At 56.7% G+C, this 18,992-nt stretch carries 14 protein-coding genes; 8 read left to right on the top strand and 6 right to left on the bottom strand.

Annotation, left to right across the window (positions count from 1 at the left end):
- Window positions 1-10 precede the first annotated feature (10 nt).
- Complete coding sequence (serA, locus tag CSQ86_RS03745; protein ID WP_100493801.1) at window positions 11-1,210, top strand: phosphoglycerate dehydrogenase; 1,200 nt, start codon at window positions 11-13, stop codon at window positions 1,208-1,210.
- Between the two features lie 104 nt (window positions 1,211-1,314).
- Here the strand turns inward: serA and nrdR are convergent, their stop codons facing one another.
- Window positions 1,315-1,761, bottom strand: a complete 447-nt coding sequence (gene nrdR, locus CSQ86_RS03740; protein ID WP_100493800.1) for a transcriptional regulator NrdR — start codon at window positions 1,759-1,761, stop codon at window positions 1,315-1,317.
- A 52-nt stretch (window positions 1,762-1,813) separates the two neighbouring features.
- Window positions 1,814-2,221, bottom strand: a complete 408-nt coding sequence (locus tag CSQ86_RS03735) for a LysM peptidoglycan-binding domain-containing protein (RefSeq protein ID WP_100493799.1) — start codon at window positions 2,219-2,221, stop codon at window positions 1,814-1,816.
- Window positions 2,222-2,370: 149 nt separating this feature from the next.
- On the opposite strand from CSQ86_RS03735, the gene lexA reads away from it, so the two are divergent.
- Both lexA and CSQ86_RS03725 read left to right on the top strand, forming a co-directional pair.
- The gene (lexA, locus tag CSQ86_RS03730; RefSeq protein ID WP_100493798.1) at window positions 2,371-3,087 is read left to right on the top strand and encodes a transcriptional repressor LexA; all 717 of its coding nucleotides are present in this window, start codon (window positions 2,371-2,373) and stop codon (window positions 3,085-3,087) included.
- Between the two features lie 179 nt (window positions 3,088-3,266).
- Window positions 3,267-4,205, top strand: a complete 939-nt coding sequence (locus CSQ86_RS03725) for a cation diffusion facilitator family transporter (protein WP_100493797.1) — start codon at window positions 3,267-3,269, stop codon at window positions 4,203-4,205.
- A 174-nt stretch (window positions 4,206-4,379) separates the two neighbouring features.
- On the opposite strand, the gene CSQ86_RS03720 is transcribed toward CSQ86_RS03725, so the two are convergent.
- Both CSQ86_RS03720 and hflX read right to left on the bottom strand, forming a co-directional pair.
- On the bottom strand, window positions 4,380-5,342 hold the full coding sequence (locus tag CSQ86_RS03720) for an L-lactate dehydrogenase (protein WP_100493796.1): 963 nt from the start codon (window positions 5,340-5,342) through the stop codon (window positions 4,380-4,382).
- A 176-nt stretch (window positions 5,343-5,518) separates the two neighbouring features.
- Window positions 5,519-7,024, bottom strand: a complete 1,506-nt coding sequence (gene hflX / locus CSQ86_RS03715; protein WP_100493795.1) for a GTPase HflX — start codon at window positions 7,022-7,024, stop codon at window positions 5,519-5,521.
- Window positions 7,025-7,181: 157 nt separating this feature from the next.
- Between hflX and CSQ86_RS03705 the strand changes: the two genes are divergently transcribed.
- The 3 genes from CSQ86_RS03705 (at window position 7,182) to CSQ86_RS03695 (ending at window position 13,129) form a co-directional block, all read left to right on the top strand.
- Entirely contained in the window at window positions 7,182-7,838 is a 657-nt protein-coding gene (locus tag CSQ86_RS03705) for a class I SAM-dependent methyltransferase (RefSeq protein WP_100493794.1), read from the top strand.
- Window positions 7,828-11,964, top strand: a complete 4,137-nt coding sequence (locus tag CSQ86_RS03700) for a DUF3418 domain-containing protein (RefSeq protein WP_100493793.1) — start codon at window positions 7,828-7,830, stop codon at window positions 11,962-11,964. Before CSQ86_RS03705 ends, CSQ86_RS03700 begins: the two co-directional genes overlap by 11 nt.
- Window positions 11,965-12,148: 184 nt before the next feature.
- On the top strand, window positions 12,149-13,129 hold the full coding sequence (locus CSQ86_RS03695; protein WP_207761552.1) for a hemagglutinin: 981 nt from the start codon (window positions 12,149-12,151) through the stop codon (window positions 13,127-13,129).
- A gap of 19 nt (window positions 13,130-13,148) precedes the next feature.
- Here CSQ86_RS03695 and CSQ86_RS03690 read toward each other — a convergent pair whose 3' ends face one another.
- The gene (locus tag CSQ86_RS03690; RefSeq protein WP_100494244.1) at window positions 13,149-14,399 is read right to left on the bottom strand and encodes an MFS transporter; all 1,251 of its coding nucleotides are present in this window, start codon (window positions 14,397-14,399) and stop codon (window positions 13,149-13,151) included.
- A 169-nt stretch (window positions 14,400-14,568) separates the two neighbouring features.
- Here CSQ86_RS03690 and CSQ86_RS03685 point away from each other — a divergent pair, with 169 nt between their 5' ends.
- Window positions 14,569-16,005 carry a DUF5067 domain-containing protein gene (locus CSQ86_RS03685; RefSeq protein ID WP_100493792.1) on the top strand — a complete coding sequence of 479 codons (1,437 nt, stop codon included), beginning with the start codon at window positions 14,569-14,571 and terminating at the stop codon, window positions 16,003-16,005.
- Window positions 16,006-16,077: 72 nt separating this feature from the next.
- Here the strand turns inward: CSQ86_RS03685 and glnA are convergent, their stop codons facing one another.
- On the bottom strand, window positions 16,078-17,415 hold the full coding sequence (gene glnA / locus CSQ86_RS03680) for a type I glutamate--ammonia ligase (RefSeq protein WP_100493791.1): 1,338 nt from the start codon (window positions 17,413-17,415) through the stop codon (window positions 16,078-16,080).
- Window positions 17,416-17,491: 76 nt separating this feature from the next.
- On the opposite strand from glnA, the gene CSQ86_RS03675 reads away from it, so the two are divergent.
- The gene (locus CSQ86_RS03675; protein WP_100493790.1) at window positions 17,492-18,931 is read left to right on the top strand and encodes a DUF2252 domain-containing protein; all 1,440 of its coding nucleotides are present in this window, start codon (window positions 17,492-17,494) and stop codon (window positions 18,929-18,931) included.
- Window positions 18,932-18,992: the final 61 nt, after the last annotated feature.

Genomic DNA, 18,992 nt, shown 5'->3' with positions numbered 1-18,992 from the left:
GGTGAGAGGCATGCCGAAAGCATTACTACTGGAAAATATTCATCCGGACGCGGCTCAATCGCTTCGCGATCATGGTTTTGAAGTCGAAACCATGAAAGGCGCTTTGAACGAAGACGAGCTCATCGACGCACTGGACGGCGTCGACCTCGTCGGCGTACGTTCAAAAACCAATGTCACCGCACGTGTGTTGGCCGCCCGTCCAACACTCAGCGCTGTCGGATGCTTCTGCATCGGCACCAACCAAGTCGATCTGGACTATGCCGGCAAGCATGGCATCGCCGTATTCAATGCCCCATATTCCAATACTCGTTCCGTAGTGGAACTTGTCATCTGCGACATCATCTGCCTGATGCGTCGCATTCCCGCGCACACGCACCATATCAAACATGGAGTATGGGATAAATCAGCCGCCGGCTCCCATGAGGTGCGAGGTAAGACTCTGGGCATCATCGGCTACGGCAATATTGGATCTCAGCTTTCCGTGCTGGCTGAGGCATTGGGTATGCGTGTGCTTTTCTATGATATCGAGGAAAAGTTGGCATTGGGCAACGCTCACCGTTGCGCCACCCTTAACGAGCTGCTGGAGCAGTCCGATGCCGTGACGTTGCACGTCGATGGTCGAAAGTCCAATACCGGCTTCTTCGGAGAAGACCAGTTTGAGCATATGAAGCAGGACGCCATTTTCATCAATTTGTCGCGTGGCTTCGTCGCCGACCTGGATGCCCTTAAGCAGCACCTCGACTCCGGGCATCTTGCAGGAGCGGCAGTTGACGTCTTCCCTGTGGAGCCGAAGAAAAGCGGAGACGCATTCAATACGCCTCTTGCCGATGAAGACAACATGATTCTCACCCCGCATATCGGTGGCTCCACGTTGGAAGCTCAGAAGTCCATCGGGCACTTCGTTTCCCAGCGTCTTGAGGATTATTGGTTCAACGGTTCTACATCGCTTTCAGTGAACCTGCCGCAAATCAATCTCGGCGCCTGCAAGGGTGTCTGCCGCATCGCACACCTGCACGATAATCTCCCTGGCGTGCTGGCCCGCGTCAACCATGTGCTGGGCGAGGAAAACATCAATATTTCCTTCCAATCGCTGGCTACGGAAGGCGAACTTGGTTATGTGGTTACCGACGTGGCCACCAAGCCGAGCTCTGATACCCTGAATGCCCTGCGCAACATCGAGGGCACGATTCGCATGCGTGTCACCAACTGACGACAGTTGCACAACGGCAAATGGGTTGGGCCGCCCCCCCTGATCATTACAGGGGCGGCCCAACCCATTTAATTATTTGCATACGATGTAGAAGCTGTTTCTATCTATTTATCACTGCGCAATTCATCAATGGCGTGCTGGAAGTCCTCCAATCCAGAGAAATCCTGGTATACGCTTGCGAAGCGTAGATACGCCACTTCATCCAAATCCCGCAATGGCTTCAAAATCGCTTTGCCCACCTCGTCGGAGGTCACCTCAGCGAGGCCACGGGAACGAAGATCCTCTTCAACTTTCTGCCCAAGAGCCTTCAAATCCTCTTCACGCACGGGTCGGCCTTGGCACGCCTTGCGCACGCCATTGATGACTTTGTCACGGCTGAATGGCTCAGCCCCACCTGAACGTTTCGTTACCAGCAGCATGCTGGTTTCCAGCGTGGTAAAACGACGGTTGCATTTCGGGCATACGCGCCGTCTACGGATGGAATGACCATCTTCGCTAATACGCGTATCGATAACCTTGGTATCGGGATTCTGGCAAAAAGGACAATGCATGCCACCTAGAATAACTGGACCAGAGAAAAAATTCGAATACTGGTGGGTTGGCTTATTCATTGGGAACAACGATTCGCTGGCCGGCACGCAATGATCCGGAATCCAAACCATTCAGCTCAATCAATTCATCGACCGTTTCGGACACATCCTGGCCCTGGGGCGTATTCGACGATGCATACGCCCATAGCGTGTCCCCGGGCTTGACCGTGTAGGTTGTCACATTCGTCATGCCGGTATCCGAACGTGCCGGCTCAACGGTCCATACGCTTGCGACGAACCATGTCAGCATCACAGTAACGATCATCGCCATCACAATGCCACGGCGACGCGCACGCATGCGCTGCCTATTCTCACGGATACGCACATAAGCATCATCTTTCCCTCTCGACACCGCACGACGATGTGTGGCACCATCCATTGCCGAATCGCGAATAACAGCCATTGCGATTGAACCAGTCATCACAACCACCCTTCTCGAACAGGTGTTCTATCGAACATCTGTTCTTATGGTTGCACATCCGTTCGAGCGTGTCAAGCAGACACTCGAACAGATGTTTGATTTATTGTTCATGTCACGTTATGCTTAAGAAAGCATGAAAGGAGCCCGACGTGAGCACCATCCCCTTCTCCCCCAAGCCCATTGCGGACGAGTTGTCTCTGACCGAACGCCAACGCAAGGTTCTGGACGCCATCAGGTCGCATATCGAGGAGCAGGGGTTCGCACCATCATTCCGCGAGATCGGCTCTGCAGCCGGATTGAAAAGCCCATCATCCGTCAAGCACCAACTTCAAGTGCTCGAGGAAAAAGGATTCATTCGGGTCAACGCCAATAAAGGTCGTGCCATTGAAGTGATTGCGTCCGCTACCCCTATCGCCGCATCTGATTCCGAAGAGGAACAGCCTAGCGAGTCCGCCGCGGAGATATTCCAATTCCCCAGTGAATCAATCAATGAGTCGCGAGACGTGCCTTTGGTCGGGCGAATTGCCGCCGGAACCCCCATCACTGCCGAGCAGCATGTCGATGACGTCATGCGTCTTCCCGAACGTCTGACTGGTTCTGGCAAATTGTTCATGCTTGAGGTCCACGGTGATTCCATGGTTGACGCCGCGATCTGCGACGGGGATTTCGTTGTGGTTCGCGAACAGCATTCCGCCACAAACGGCGATATCGTCGCGGCGCTTCTGGATGATGAGGCCACGGTGAAAACCTTCCGCAAGGAGAATGGCCACGTTTGGCTTATGCCGCACAATCCGGCCTACTCTCCCATCGACGGCACCCATGCCACCATTATGGGCAAAGTGGTCACGGTATTGAGGAAACTGTAGGAAACGGCATGGCTTTCTTTCCTCGGCAGCAATGCCATGCATCCCTCAGCATGCTACACTGTCAACCAGCTGAAGAGACCCCGGTTCAAACCGGGGTTTCTTCGTATATGACCGTATCGCAAATGGTATTGAGAAACGATTTCATCTCGACACCGATAGTAAAGGAGTCGCAACCAGCCATGTCTCACACGCATGCATCCACGTCATCATCCGGCGTCGGAACCAAAGCACATCAGCGTCGACTCATCGCGACGCTCACCGTCACCAGTTCGGTGTTTCTTATCGAAGTGGTTTCCGCTTTTCTCACTGGCTCCCTGGCCTTGCTCGTGGATGCCGGGCATATGCTCACCGACATGTCCGTTCTGATTGCATCCACGGTGACTGCGATTTTGATGCAGCGAAAACCCAGCAACACACGTACTTGGGGCTGGGCGCGTTTGGAAGTACTCACCGCGGCAGCTGGCGCTCTGGTGCTGCTTATCGTCGGCATATACGCGTTGGTTGAGGCCGGAATGCGGTTGTTCGGCAATTCGCATAATCAAATCGACGATATCGGCCTGTTGCTTTTTGTGGGAATTTTGGGTCTCAGCGCCAATGTGATTTCCATTTTCATTCTGGCCTCGCAGCGTGAGGACAACATGAACATGAAGGCGGCGTTCCTGGAAGTCATGAATGATGCGCTCGGCTCGGTGGCCGTGGTCATGTCGGCCTTGGTGATGATGTCCACCGGTTGGAGGGGATTTGACGCCGTGGCCGGCGCGATTATCGCCTTGCTGATGATTCCGCGAGCCATCAAACTGCTGCACAATGCCGTCAGGGTTCTGCTTGAGGAGACTCCGAAAGGTCTCGACCTGGACGCCGTGCGCACGCATCTGGAGAGCGTGCCGCATGTGATCGCCGTGCATGATCTTCACGCCAGCACGGTGTCCACCGGAATGCCGATCCTGATGGCCCATGTGGTGGTGGACAGGAACCTCACGATGGAGCAGGCCGCCCAGGTATTGGCCCAACTGCAGGATTGCCTGCGCGAGCACTTCCCCGTCTCGGTGCCCCACACCACCTTCCAGCTCGAGCCGGAAGGTTACACCACCCCTTCAGCCGGCGAGCTTCACAAGTAGCCACCCATAAAAAAGTGATCGCCACACGGATAATTCCATGTGGCGATCACTTATAACCGTACTAATTATAAATAATTGATTGATGTGTGCGGCTTCTAGGAGCGCAAGCGAAGGCGTACGAAGGTACGTCGAGCGAGCAGCGACAACGAAGACGCTCCATCAATCAATTATTTATCAGAAGCCAAACTGAGCGGCAGTTTCCTTCAGCGTCTCAGCGGAACGCTTCAGGGCTGCGAGCTCCTTGTCAGACACCGGGGTGTTGATGGCGGTGTTGACGCCCTGACGGTTGAGCAGGGTAGGCACGGACATGCAGATGTCGGAGATGCCATGGAAGTCCTTCAGCATGGAGGAGACAGGCAGGATGCGGTTGGTGTCGTGCAGCACGGCCTCAACGATATCAACGCCGGACATGCCGATGGCGTAGTTGGTGGCGCCCTTGCCGTTGATGATCTTGTAGGCGGCGTTCTTGACTTCCTGGTGAATCTCTTCACGCTTGGCGGCGTCGAGCGGATCGTGGCCCGGCAGCGGGGTCCAGTCGCACATCGGGACGCCACCGATGGTGGCGGAGGACCACAGCGGCACTTCGGAGTCGCCGTGCTCGCCAGCGATGTAGGCGTGAACGTTCTTGACGTTGACGCCGGTCTGCTGGGCGATCAGGAAGCGCAGACGAGCGGAATCCAGGTTGGTGCCGGAACCGAAGACCTGGTTCTCCGGCAGGCCGGTGAGCTTCTGGGCAACGTGGGTTGCGATATCAACCGGGTTGGTGATCAGCATGTAGATGGCGTTCGGAGCAACCTTGACGAGGCCCGGCATGATGGCCTTGAGGATGTTGACGGTAGCGCCAACGAGCTCCAGACGGGACTGGCCCGGCTTCTGGCGAGGACCAGCGGTGATGACGATCATGTCAGCGTCGCGGCAGATCTCAGGATCATCGGAACCGTCGATGGACACGGTCGGGTAGAAGCTGGAGCCGTGCTGCATATCGAGCACCTCGGCCTCCACGCGTTCCTTAGCGATGTCCTCAAGCACGATCTCACGGGCAACGCCACGCTGTGCGGCAGCGAAGGCGAGAGTGGAGCCAACAGCACCAGCACCGATGATTGCAAGCTTCGTGGGCTTAACGGTAGTTTCCGCCATGATGGATTAACCTCTCTTCAAAGGCGGTCTGCAGAATGGCAGGCCATGTGACTAACGGTTTCACTTTATAAACCCGCTAAGACGTTTGCGCTCTCAATAACGCACTGCAAAAATCATGGAACCCATCAATTTCAACAGTTGTTAGCGCTCACAATATATATGTGACTTTCCTCACGTTAATCGATTGACTGTTCGATGACCTGGGCCGCCAGATGGGAATCCACATCGGCCTCCAACAGCACACCGTCATCGCGGTATTCCACGCTGCCCACCTTGCCGTATTCACGAACGCGGGAGAGCAATGAGCCTGCCGTATACGGCAGCAATGCGTTGACATGCACATGAGGAACCGGCAGCAACGACTCCACCGCCTCACGCAGCTCGTCTATTCCTTCACCGCTGTATGCGGAAACGATATACGCATCCGGTTGAAGAGCCGAAAGGCGTTCACGAGTCGCATCGTCGATCTGATCGGCCTTGTTGAACACCACGATGCGGGGAATGGACGCGGTGCCTTCGATATCCGCCAGCACGTCGTTCACCGCATCGATCTGGGAGAACGGATCGGGATGCGATCCGTCCACCACATGCACGATCACATCGGCTTCCGCCACTTCCTCCAGCGTGGATTTGAACGCCTCCACCAACTGGGTCGGCAGGCGGCGCACAAAACCAACCGTATCCACATAGGCGTAGTAGCGTCCGTCACGGGTTTTCGCTCGTCTCACCGCGGTATCCAAAGTGGCGAACAGTGCGTTCTCCACCAATTCGGTGGAACCGGTCAGACGATTGGTGAGCGATGACTTGCCCGCATTGGTGTACCCCACCACCGCCACGGTCGGCAGTCCGAAGCGACGGCGTGAACCACGCTTGACTTCGCGAGCCGGAGCCATCTCGCGAATCTGACGGCGGAGTCTTGCGATACGGGTGCGAATCACACGACGATCCATCTCAATTTTGGTCTCGCCCGGGCCACGGGAACCGATACCCGCATCGGCACCGGCCGCTCGACCGCCGGCCTGACGGGATAGGGATCCACCCCAACCACGCAAACGCGGCAGCATGTATTCCAACTGGGCGAGCTCCACCTGCGCCTTGCCCTCGCGGGATGTGGCGTGCTGGGCGAAAATATCGAGGATCACGGCCGTACGATCCACCACCTTGACTTTGGCGGCGTCTTCCAAGGCACGGCGTTGCGACGGCGGCAGATCGTCGTCCACGATGATGGTATCGGCTTCCTCACGCGCCACGATATCGGCGATCTCGCGAGCCTTACCGGAACCCACATACGTGGCCGCGTCGGGCTTCAGGCGATGCTGCAGCAAACCATCGCAGACCACGGCGCCTGCGGTTTCCGCGAGCGCCGCCAGCTCACGCAAGGATTCCTCCGCCTTGGCCTGGGTGGTCACGGCAGACGACCACACGCCCACCAGTACGACACGTTCCAGACGAACCTTGCGGTATTCGACTTCGGTGACATCTTCGAGTTCGCCGAGACCGGCCACGTGTTTGAACTCGTTGCGCGCCTCGCGCTCTTCCCATTCCTGATTAGTGTCTTCCCGCCATCCGGCTGGTCGTTGATTATTGTCCAGCAACACATCCGACTGTGAGGAAAGCACGCCCTGAGATGTAATGCCGGAGCTGCCATGGTCGATGTTGGTGTACTGGTTGTTGTCGCTCAAAGACGCCTCTCAAGTCAATGGTTCACGATTCTTCTATGGTTCCTTATTATCATCAAATGAGGTGACATGCCCGGTATGGGATCATGTGCAGCACGACAATGCCAGTGGATAATGCGATCAACGGTATGCGGGAATCCCGCGGAAATGGAGTCACAGTATGGCAGAGCAGTATTTCTCCGCGGAACCCTCGTCCAAAGACGTGCGCCGCACACTGCATATGACATTGCGCGACCATGAGGCCAGCGTGAAGGTGTCGAACGGCGTATTCTCCGGTTCGCGCCTCGACTTGGGCACGTCAGTGCTGCTGCGCCACGCTCCCGAATTGCCCGAGGAGGGCGACTTCCTGGATCTGGGATGTGGTTGGGGGCCTATCGCGCTTTCCATGGCGTTTGAATCGCCGAACGCCAATGTGTGGGCGGTGGATGTCAATGAGCGTGCGCTTGATTTGACGGCGGTCAATGCCGCCGACAATGGATGCGCCAATATCCACATTACGCAGGTCGATGAATCCAGCACCCCCCTGCCTCAAGCCCGCCAGCCGAAGAACGCAACCGGCATTCCGGAGGATCTCGAATTCGATGCCATCTGGTCGAATCCGCCGATTCGCATCGGCAAGGAGGCACTGCACACCCTGCTGATGGCTTGGTTGCCGAAGCTGAAGCGGGGTGCCGCCGCATACCTGGTGGTGCAGAAGAATCTTGGTTCCGATTCGCTGATCAAGTGGCTTGCTCAGGCGTTGGGAGCCGAGTTCACGGTGGGCAAATACGCGAGCTCCAAGGGCTTCCGTATTATTGAAGTTCGTCATGAAATATGAGTATCCCGCTGAACTTCCCGTTTCCGGCGCCCGTGAAGAGATAGCCGAAGCGGTTCAACACCACCAAGTCGTTATCGTTTCGGGCCAGACCGGTTCTGGTAAGACCACGCAGCTGCCGAAGATTCTGCTCGAGCTGGGTCGAGGTACGCACGGCAAGCAGATCGTGCATACGCAGCCTCGCCGTATCGCCGCTCGCACGGTTGCGGAGCGTATCGCGTCCGAACTCGGCGTGCGGCTCGGCACCGAAGTGGGCTATCAGGTTCGTTTCACCGACGAGAGCTCCCCGAACACCCACTTGAGAGTGGTGACCGATGGTATTCTGCTGGCTCAGATCCAACGTGACCCGAATCTTTCCAAATACGATACAATCATCATCGATGAAGCTCATGAACGCAGTCTTAATATCGACTTTCTGCTCGGCTATCTGACCGCTTTGCTGCCGCGCCGACGCGATCTGAAGCTCATCATCACTTCCGCCACCATCGATTCGGTGAAGTTCCAGGAGCATTTCGAGCACGCGCTGCATGAGAAGGTGCCGGTGATCGAGGTCTCCGGACGCACCTTCCCGGTGCAGGTGGTGTACGAGCCGCTTGGCACCGCGCCCGCCCTGATGCGCGAAGTTCCCGGTTTCGCCACGGGCGCACGCCCGGGAGACGCCGATTACGAGGAGCTGGCGAGCGCGATCGCCGAATCGGATGCAGATCGCCCGCACTCACGACGCTCGAACAATTATGAGGATGACGGCATCACCGATATGCCCACCGCCGTGGCTCGCGCATGCGCCGAGCTGGTCATTCACTCCTCCCACGAACGTGGCCCTCGCGATATTCTGGTGTTTGCTTCCGGTGAGCGCGATATCCACGAGTTCGAGGCTGCGCTGCGGCATCATTATGGTCCGCGTGCCGATGATATGCGTCGCCCTGACGCGATTGAAATCATGCCGCTGTTCGCCCGCCTGTCCTCCGCCGACCAGCATAAGGTGTTCGAGCCGCATACGCATCAGCGCATCGTCATCGCCACGAATGTGGCCGAGACCTCGTTGACCGTACCGGGCATCCGTTATGTGGTGGACCCGGGCACCGCCCGCATCTCCCGCTATTCGAAGACCGCGAAAGTACAGAGACTGCCGATCGAACCGATCAGTCAGGCCAGTGCCGACCAGCGAAGCGGCCGATGCGGCCGTGTGGCGGACGGCATCGCGATTCGTCTGTATTCGCGCGAGGATTATGAGACCCGTCCTCGTTTCACCGAGCCGGAGATTCTGCGAACCTCTCTTGGCGCCGTGGTATTGCACATGCTGTCGGTCGGTGTGGCTCGTACCGCTGAAGATGTGACCACCTTCGGATTCATCGATCCGCCGGATATGAAGGCTGTGTCCGATGGTTTCAATGAGCTGACCGAGCTGAAGGCCATCGGCCGTAAACGCGGCGAGGTGACACTGACCCATATTGGCCGCCAGTTGGCACGCATTCCGATTGATGTGCGATTGGGCCGCATGGTCATTGAGGCCGCGAAATCCGGTTCTCCGAATCTTCTGGCCCAAGTGCTGGTCGTGGTTTCGTTCCTGAGTCTGCAGGATCCTCGCGAGCGTCCGGATGACAAGCGCGAGGAAGCTGACCGTATCCATAACCGGTATGCGGATGAGACTTCGGACTTCCTGACCGCGTTGAACATTTGGGATCGTGTATTCCAGGCGGATGGCGACCCGAGCAACAACGCCCTGCGTCGTATCTGCAAAACCGAGTATTTCAGCTGGCTGAGGATGCGCCAGTGGAAGGATCTGGTCTCTCAGCTCAGGCAGATGTGCAAGGAGCTCAAGTTCAAGGTCGGCGATCCGCTGCCTTCCACTCGCCCGGGGTTGGAGATCCGGCAACTGCCGTTGAATCAGCAGCCGGCGCATTCGTTGTGCTGCGCTTGGGATGCGGACGGCATTCATAAGTCGATGCTGGCCGGCTTGCTTTCGATGATGGGTATGCAGGTGATTCGCGCTCCCAAGGCCTCCGATTTCGCCGGACTCACCGGAGCGGCTCGTGCCCGTGCGATGAAACGCGCGCAGAAGCAGTCGAAGAATGATTATCAAGGTGCCCGCGGCACCCGTTTCGCCTTGTTCCCGGCTTCCGCCGTGGCGAAGAAAACACCCTCGTGGGTGATGAGCACGGAACTGGTGGAGACCTCACGCCTGTGGGCTCGTTATTCCGCGGCCATCGATCCGGCGTGGGCGGAGCCGTTGGCCGGGCAGTTGACCCGCACCACGTATGCGGAACCGCATTGGTCCGGTTCGCGTGGCTCTGCGGTGGCTACGGCGCGTGTGCTGTTGTACGGTTTGCCGATTGTGCAGGATCGCACCGTGCAGTGGGGGCGTATCAATCCGCTGGAAGCTCGCGATTTCCTGCTTCGTCAAGGCTTGGTGGAAGGCGATATCCAGCAGCGTTTCAGTTATGACGATTTCGTTGGCGCGAACCGTGACATTCTCGAGGATGCCGCCGAGGATGCCAGCCGCACCCGCCAATTGGCGGATACCGTATCCGACGAGGATCTGTTCGACTTCTACAATGCGGTGATTCCCGCTGATGTGACTTCAGTGGCCGATCTGGCGAAATGGTGGAAAGGCGAACACGACAAGCAGCCTGATCTGCTGACGTTCGACCCGTCCAAAGTGGAACGACTGTCAGACAGCGAATCAGTAAGCCTCAACGATTATCCCGATCACTGGCACACCATCGGCACCGACAGCCAGCCAATCGACCTGCGACTGAGCTATGTGTACGATCCCAGCAACCCGCTGGACGGTGTGACCGTGCATGTGCCGCTGAAGGCGCTATCCCGCATCACGCCGGCCCAGTTCACATGGAATGTTCCTGGCCTGTTGGATGAGCTGATCCTCGCGATGATCAAGGCACTGCCCAAGCAACTGCGTGTCCAGTTCGTGCCTGCGCCGGATGCCGCCCGCTCGATTCGCACATGGATCGATGAGCATTACCCTGATCTGCCCGGTTCCGGCTCACAGCAGAAGCCGAATCTCGCGCCGGCAGGCGAAGACGGCGAAACTGTAGGCTGGCCTGATCTGGCCCATGTATTCACCAAGGCGGCCATCGCCACCGTGGGTGCACAGATCCACCCTGAAGTTTTATGGCCTGAACTCATGGACCGTCTGCAACCGTATTTGAAGGTCACGTTCTCGGTGGAACAACAACTGCCGTCGCCCAAACAATCGCACGGGCGTCGTCGCACCCGTGGTGCAGTGAAGGTGCTGGATACGTCTAAGAGTCTCAAAGACCTACAGCGCAAATTCGCCGCCCAGGCGCAGGCTTCCGCCCGCCAAATGGTGAAGAAGCAAGCCGATCAGGCCGCCAAACAAGGCAATCTGGTCGCTCAGGCGAATCTGCTGCACAAGGCCGGAGCAACCACCCAGTCGCGCGCCGACATGCTGTGGCATGGCGCATTGGATGCGCTGCGCCTGCCAGCCGAGCGTATCTCGTCACGCTGGCTTGGAGCCGAAGCACTGATGCTGGCCGCAGCCCCGTACAAGTCCACCAAGGAACTTGTGGAGGATCTGCAATTGGCTACAGTCAAGCGTCTGCTGCCGAACGTGGATTCCTTGCCGAATGACGAGGCGCTCGCGAACGCCGTATTGGATGTGCGCGAAGTCTATGAGGATACCGTATATCAGGTAGCCCATGACGTGATCGCCATCATCAAGGCGTATGCCGAAGCGGATAAGGCCACGTCCGGCAAAGCTGATCTGCCGATGCTGTCCGTATTGCAGTCCATTCGCGACCATATCGCCACGCTCGTGTACCCCGGGTTCATCGGCCGCACTCCCCCGGATGCGCTGAAGTCCTTGCAACGGTATCTCAAGGCCGATGTGATGCGCTTGAACAAGGCGAAAAGCGATAAGAATCGCGACGTCAAATGGGCATGGCAGGCCGATGAAGCCAAGCAATTGGTGGATAAGGCTTTGGCGCGCGCCAAGGCGGAACCGGCCGGTCCCAAGCATGAGACGATGATGAAGCAGGCTGAACAGGCACGTTGGATGCTTGAAGAGTTCTATGTGAGTCTATGGGCTCAAGAACTCGGCACTCATGGCCCTGCCTCTCTGAACCGTATCAAAAAGGTTCTGGCTTAGAAGGGTTGACGCTGATGGGTTTGGCATGTGTATCTCGACACACTCAAGGCCGTTCGGCCAAGCTTACGGTCGAGATACACATGCCAAACCCATCAGCTACGCATTAGCAATATTTTTTAGGAGAACTCACGGATTCACCGCGAGCGTAATGGGCTCCTATTGTTGGCTATTAGAATGTCGTGCGATGACACAAGCGAAGCAATCGAACAAGTCAAAGCGCCCGCAGACCAAGGGAAAGCCCACCAATCGCACCAACAGCGCAAATGGGAAGGCTCGCGGCAGAAAAAACGCAAACCGCAAACCGCTGAATCTTAAACAATGGTGGCTGCATGCGAGCTTTGGAAAGAAAGTCAAGGCTGTTTTGGTTTCCATCATTGCCGTGGTTTGCGCGATGGCGCTGGCCATGGGCACGGTTCGCTTCGTCGAATGGCGTCTTGAAGTCAAGGAGGCCGAGACCCGCCAGCTGCAGCTCACGCAGGAATATGACTTCGATCCGGGCGACATCATCTCCGATGGCCAGTTCTTCAATGGCAATGCCATGAGCGAATCCGAAGTGCAGGCATTCCTTGACGAACAGGGAGCTGACTGCTCCGGCAGCGAGTGTCTCAAAACCAAAACGTTCGACACCGCCAATGAGCCGGCGGACGAATACTGCGATGCCTATAAAGGCTCCAAAGGTGAGACCGCGGCGGCAATCATCACCAAATCGGCCAAGGCTTGCGGCATCAGTCAGAAAGTACTGCTTACGGTTCTGCAAAAAGAGCAGCATCTGATTACCGCCACTGAAATCACGGACTTTCAATACAAGTCGGCCATGGGTTTAAGTTGCCCTGATGACGCGAATTGTGATCCGGAATATGCCGGATTCTTCAAACAGGTGTATGGCGCCGCCAAACGCTACCAGTATTACACCGCTCACGAAGATCACTACGGTTATCATGCCAACGCATTGAATTACGTGCAATACCATCCGAACGAATCATGCGGCGGCACCAACGTCTATATCAAGAACAAAGCCACGGCGCTGCTGTATATTTATACGCCGTATCAGCCGAACGAAGCAGCGCTGGCTGCAGGCGTCGGCGAAGGCGACTCCTGTTCCAGCTACGGCAACCGCAATTTCTCCATCATCTACGAAGGCTGGTTCGGTTCCCCACGCAGCTGATGGTCAATTGATAATTGGCTCAGCGTTCGATGCGTTTGCCTACGTACGGGCCGAGCATCATCGACATCACCATTGCCAACAGCGCGAAGATCGCGCCCACCGGGCCTAGCCAAGTCAGCCCCAGGAAATCATTGGCAAGGCCGCCTACCGCGGAGCCGATGGCGATGCCGATATTGAACGACATCGAGTTGAGTGAAGCGGCAAGGTTCATCGAACCAGGGTGCGATTGCGCGGCCACATCCATGTACAGCACCTGGGAGGACGCGTTGAACAGGTACATGAACATGCCCAGCACGATTAGTACGAATGCACCATACAGAGACACCACATGCGCAATCGCCAGCGAAGCCAGCAGTACGGCATGGGCAAGAAACACCCAGCGCAGATGGTAGAGCGGCTCCACTCCCCTGCCATGTTCGGCAAGCTTACCGGCATACAGGTTGCTCCACAGGCACGCCACACCATACACTACAAGTCCCAAGCTGATGTATTGCTCGGGCAGTTTCACTTCATCGCGCAGAATCGGGGTCAGATACGTGTAGAACACGTAGCTTGATGCGGCGCCGCACACCACGGTGAGCACACCCAGATGAATACGCCGGTCGAAGAACAGTCGGAATTGGGAGAGGAAGCCGACCTTGATGATATGGCTGTTGCGTGGCAACACAGTAAACATCAGTACCAGCAGCACAATCGTCAGCGCTGAAATCAGATAGAACGTCACGCGCCAGCCGAACGTGTTCGCGACCCACGTGCCCACCGGTACGCCAACCACCGATGCAATGGAGAAGCCGGAGAACACCCATGCGATGAATTTCGTACGATATTTGTCCGTGGTCACGTCCGGCGCAAACGTCATGGAGATAGCCACCAGCGTACCGGAGACCGAGGCAATCAACAATCGTGCAATTAACAGCACCGGATAATTCGGGGCAAATGCACAAAGAATATTGCCGGCCAAAAACACGCCCATCAGCGTCAGATAGGTGGCGAAGCGCGGGAATCGGCCGGAAATGGCGGAGCCTAGCGGCGTGCAGGGCGCATACACGAACGCGAAAATGGCCACCAGATTGCCCACGGTCACTTCGGAGACTTTCAGACCTGAAGCGATATCCGGTAGAATGCCGACCACCACGAATTCGCTCATACCCAACATGAAGCTGGCGAAAATCAGAATATTGACAGGCAGCGTGAAGAAACGATCTCCGCCCTTCTTGTCCGTCTGCCTATCGTCATGCTGAAGCTGTTCCGTTTGGGTATTCTCAGCCATTACCATCTCCCCCGCATTTCTCTTACCGAGTTGATGGTATTGGCGCGCCCCTACATCGCGGGGTCTAAGACACGCATAGAAGCAATCATTCACATATTCTTCTCCCTTGTGTTCCTTCACGCTCACCGTAGAATGGTCTTCAGTATGAAACAGCGCCAAAGGGGATGCCATGGGTTTAGCGAATCACGATGATGACTACGTTTCCCCATTCGACGACGGGTTGCCGTCATATGTTGATCCGTCCAAACGTGCCGAATATCTCTCCAAAATCGTCGACACCAGGCATCAGATGCATGAACAGGCCGAACAGCGTGCCAAGGAGTGGGCTTCCGCATCACGTAAGCCATCCAAAAAGCCGTCTAGCAAGACGTCCAGTACAGCGTCTCATAAGTCCGCCCAGCATTCCGGAAATCGTACAGCTGCCCCTGCGACGGGGAGCACATCCGGCTCTTCCAAGCATGGCGCCGCCCGCCGGCCCAATCCAGTTGTCGTCAGGCAGAGCAGCACTAAGCCGCGTAAAAAGCGCCGCGCATTCTTCTGGGTGATTATTGTGTGCACCGTGATTTTGGGACTCGCCGACCCGATTCTCAACACAACCAATAACTGGCTTGGCTCCATCGTCCGTACGCCAGGTTCAAGCTCACAGGCAGATTCAGGCACCGGCGCACCAGAGAACCCTGAACCTTATCACGGCGACGACAAAGGCAATACCACCAATAGTGATGACAGCACCAGCCAAGCCACTGTGGAGAAAACCAGTGACGTGCTCGACATTTCCGGCAAACCCCAGGGTGTGCTCACCATCGCTTCCGCCAAAGCCGGTCCGAATGATTTCACCGGGCAGCCTACGGTCATCGTGACGTTCAATTGGTCGAACACCAGTAAGAAAGCCATAACGTTCGACACCCTGACTCACCCTGAGGTCTATCAGAACGGTTTGCAACTGAGGGAAATCACCTTCTCCAAAAGCACGGAAGTGCCTGGATACAGCTACGAGTCCTCTCAAACCGAGGTTAAGCCTGGCGGTGAATTCAATACGACACTGGCCTTTACGTTACGCGACGCGTCTGCGCCAATATACGTGCAAAGTGATCGATCCACCTGGTACCGGGAAAGCCCTCTGATCGTTTCCGCATTCACGCCGAATGGTGATGGCTCTTGGACACAGGTCAAATCCAACACGGTGGTGCCTGCTCCGCAAGCAACCGATGATGACCGCAAAGGCATGAAAACTCTCGGGACAACGGAATATGACACATTCTCCTACGCCTTGGCCGGCGCAAAACGAGGCCCCACAGATGCAATGGACAGCCCATCAGCCATTGTCTCAATCGATTGGATCAACGACACAGGCAACAATGCTTCGCTCAGCTATTTTGGCGACGTATCCATTATGCAAAACGGAGTGAAACTGGATAGCGCCTACTATCTTACGAACCCTGAGGGCTTCGTGGACGACAGCTATACACTCAACAGTCAACGCGGAGTAAAAGCCACCGTTCAATATGCCGTGGAACTACGGGACGAGGCCTCTCCTATCACGGTGACGTTCACGCCTTACAGCACCGGGAGCAAAGCCGAATCCAAGACATTTCAGCTGAAATAAGCGGATGGAATAAGGAAAAGGTCCTTGGGTCTACGATCCAAGGACCTTTTCCTATGAACGCCTGTCAGCGCCTTACAGCTTCGGCAGGTACTTCTTCAGCTCGTAAGGAGTCACCTGATGGTTGTACTCCTCCCACTCCTGATGCTTGTTGTCGAGGAAGTAGCCGAATGCGTGTTCGCCGAGTACATCAGCCACGAAGTCGGACTTCTCCATGATCTTCAGAGCTTCATCAAGCGAACGAGGCAACGGCTGGATGCCCATGGCCTGGCGCTCGCCGTCAGTGAGCTCCCAGACATCGTCGCTGGTAGGCTCCCCAAGCTGCATCTGCTTGTCGATACCGTCGAGGCCTGCCGCCAACAGCACCGAATAGGCCAAGTACGGGTTAGCCACCGGGTCGAGCGCACGGAACTCCATACGCGCGGAATTGCCCTTGCCTGGCTTGTACTGCGGGATGCGCAGCAACGCGGAACGGTTGTTGTGACCCCAGCAAATGTAGCTCGGAGCCTCATTGCCGCCCCACAGTCGCTTGTACGAGTTGACGTACTGATCGGTCACGGCGCAGATTTCCGCAGCATGGTAGAGGATGCCGGCAGCGAACTGACGTGCGGTCAGGGACATGTTGAACTCCTGACCGGCCTCGTAGAACGCGTTGGAATCGCCCTCGAACAGGCTCAAGTGCGTATGCATGCCCGAACCCGGAGCATCGGCCAGAGGCTTCGGCATGAAGCTGGCGTGAATTCCACGCTCCAAGGAAATCTCCTTGACCACCGTACGGAAAGTCATGATGTTGTCCGCCGTGGTCAACGCATCGGCGTAGCGCAGATCGATTTCGTTCTGGCCAGGGCCAGCCTCATGGTGCGAATACTCCACCGAAATGCCCATCTGCTCAAGCATGTTCACGGTGGCGCGGCGGAAGTCCATGCCAGGGCTGCGCGGCACATGGTCGAAGTAGCCGCCCTCGTCGATTGGCGTGGGAGCCTTGGACCAATCGTCCTGGCTTTCGAACAGATAAAACTCGATTTCCGGGTGCACGTAGAAGGTGAAGCCCTTGTCCTTGGCCTTGGCGAGCGCGCGCTTCAACACATGGCGTGGATCGCCAAGCGACGGTTCGCCGTCCGGAGTCAGAATGTCGCAGAACATGCGCGCGGTACCCTGCGGGCCACCACGCCACGGCAGGATTTGGAAAGTGGAAGGATCGGGGTGAACGATCATATCGTCTTCGGAAACACGAGTCATGCCCTCGATTGCGGAACCATCGAAGCCAAGACCCTCTTCAAATGCGGCTTCAAGTTCGGCTGGAGCAATGGCCACGGATTTCAGTGTTCCCAGCACATCCGTAAACCAAAGACGAATAAAACGCACGTCGCGTTCCTCGACCGTGCGCAGTGCAAACTCCTGCTGTTTATCCATAACGGCCAAGTGTTCCATACCCGTGTTACGAGTCGCGTTAACATCCCAAGTTCACTCTGGGTTAGAGTAGAGAACCATGAGCGAAGACCATCTGACACCATCCGTCAATCCGCCCGTTGATGTAACCAGCTGGAAGCAGGCTGTCGATCCTCGCGATCGTTCACGTGCCGGCATCAAAGCGCGCAACGCCGCGCCGCTTGAATCGCATGCCATCTGGCAGGTGCGTGAGGAGCGTCGCGAGGCTATTGGTTTGTTGGAGGAGCAGTCCGCGATTCGCGTGCCGGAGTTGATTCCTCTGCGTTACAAGCGTATGAGCGTGAGCCCTTTCACGTTCTACCGTGGCACTGTGCTCATCATGACCAATGATTTAGCATCTACGCCGGTCACCGGCATTCCGGTGCAGTGCGTGGGCGATGCGCATATCGGCAATTTCGGTATCTTCCGCTCCCCTTCCGCCCGTCTGGTGTTCGATATCAATGATTTCGATGAGACCGCCATCGGCCCCTGGGAATGGGATTTGAAACGGTTGGCGGTTTCCGTGGAGATTTGTGGTCGCGCCAATAAGCTCAAGACCAAGGATCGCCGTGCCGCGGTGTTGCAATGCGTACGCACCTATCGCGAACGTATGAAATGGTTCTCGGAAATGGATTATCTGGATGCTTGGTATGAGCATTTGGATGTTGAGGAGACTCTGGATCGTTTCGAGACCAGCGGCTCCAAGCGCAGCCCGGTGCTGCGCGAGGCCGCGATGAAGGCGCTGCTCAAAGATAATGATGCCGCAGCCGCCAAGTTGTGCCGATATGAGGGTGGCAAGCTGCGCTTCAAGTCCAACCCTCCGGAGCTGGTACCGATCAACGAGCTCGCTGATTATGCCGATCCGGAAGCGTTGCAGGCTCGTATCAACACGTTGCTCGAAAGCTACAAGCATTCGCTGTATGACGATCGACGCATGGTGTTCGACCATCTGCGCTATCAGGATTCCGCTCGCAAGGTGGTGGGTGTGGGCTCGGTCGGCCAGCGTGCTTGGACCTCCGTGTGGATCGCCCGCGATATCGATGATCCGATGATGCTGCAGATGAAGGAAGCCACCTATTCCGTGCTTGAGCACTACTGTGGCGCTTCACGCTATGCCACGCACGGCGAACGCGTGGTGCAGGGGCAGAAATTGATTCAGAGCACCGCCGACGTGCTGCTGGGATGGTCCAGCTTCATGGCTGAGGACGGTCGCAAACGCGATTACTATGTACGCCAGCTCTGGAACGGCAAGGGATCGATTGACATCGACAATCTCACCGCTTCCGGTTTGAGTGATTTGTCGCGCATGTGCGCATGGTCATTGGCACACGCACACGCCCGTACCGGCGATTCCATCGCCATCGCCAATTACATGGGCGGCACCGACGAATTCGATCAGGCCATTGCCTCGTTCGCCGTCAGCTACGCCGAACAGAACGACGAGGATTACGCCATATTCAAGAAGCTCATCAAATCCGGCGACCTGCCGTGCGCTAAGTAAATAAACGTATGTGCTGATGTTCACCGAGCGATGTCCATGAACATCAGCGCATATCTTGTTC

The sequence above is a fragment of the Bifidobacterium felsineum genome, from assembly GCF_002802915.1.
Taxonomy (GTDB): Bacteria; Actinomycetota; Actinomycetes; order Actinomycetales; family Bifidobacteriaceae; genus Bifidobacterium; species Bifidobacterium felsineum.
The sequence above is the reverse complement of the archived record's forward strand: the minus strand, read 5'-3'. Positions and strand labels throughout refer to the sequence as shown.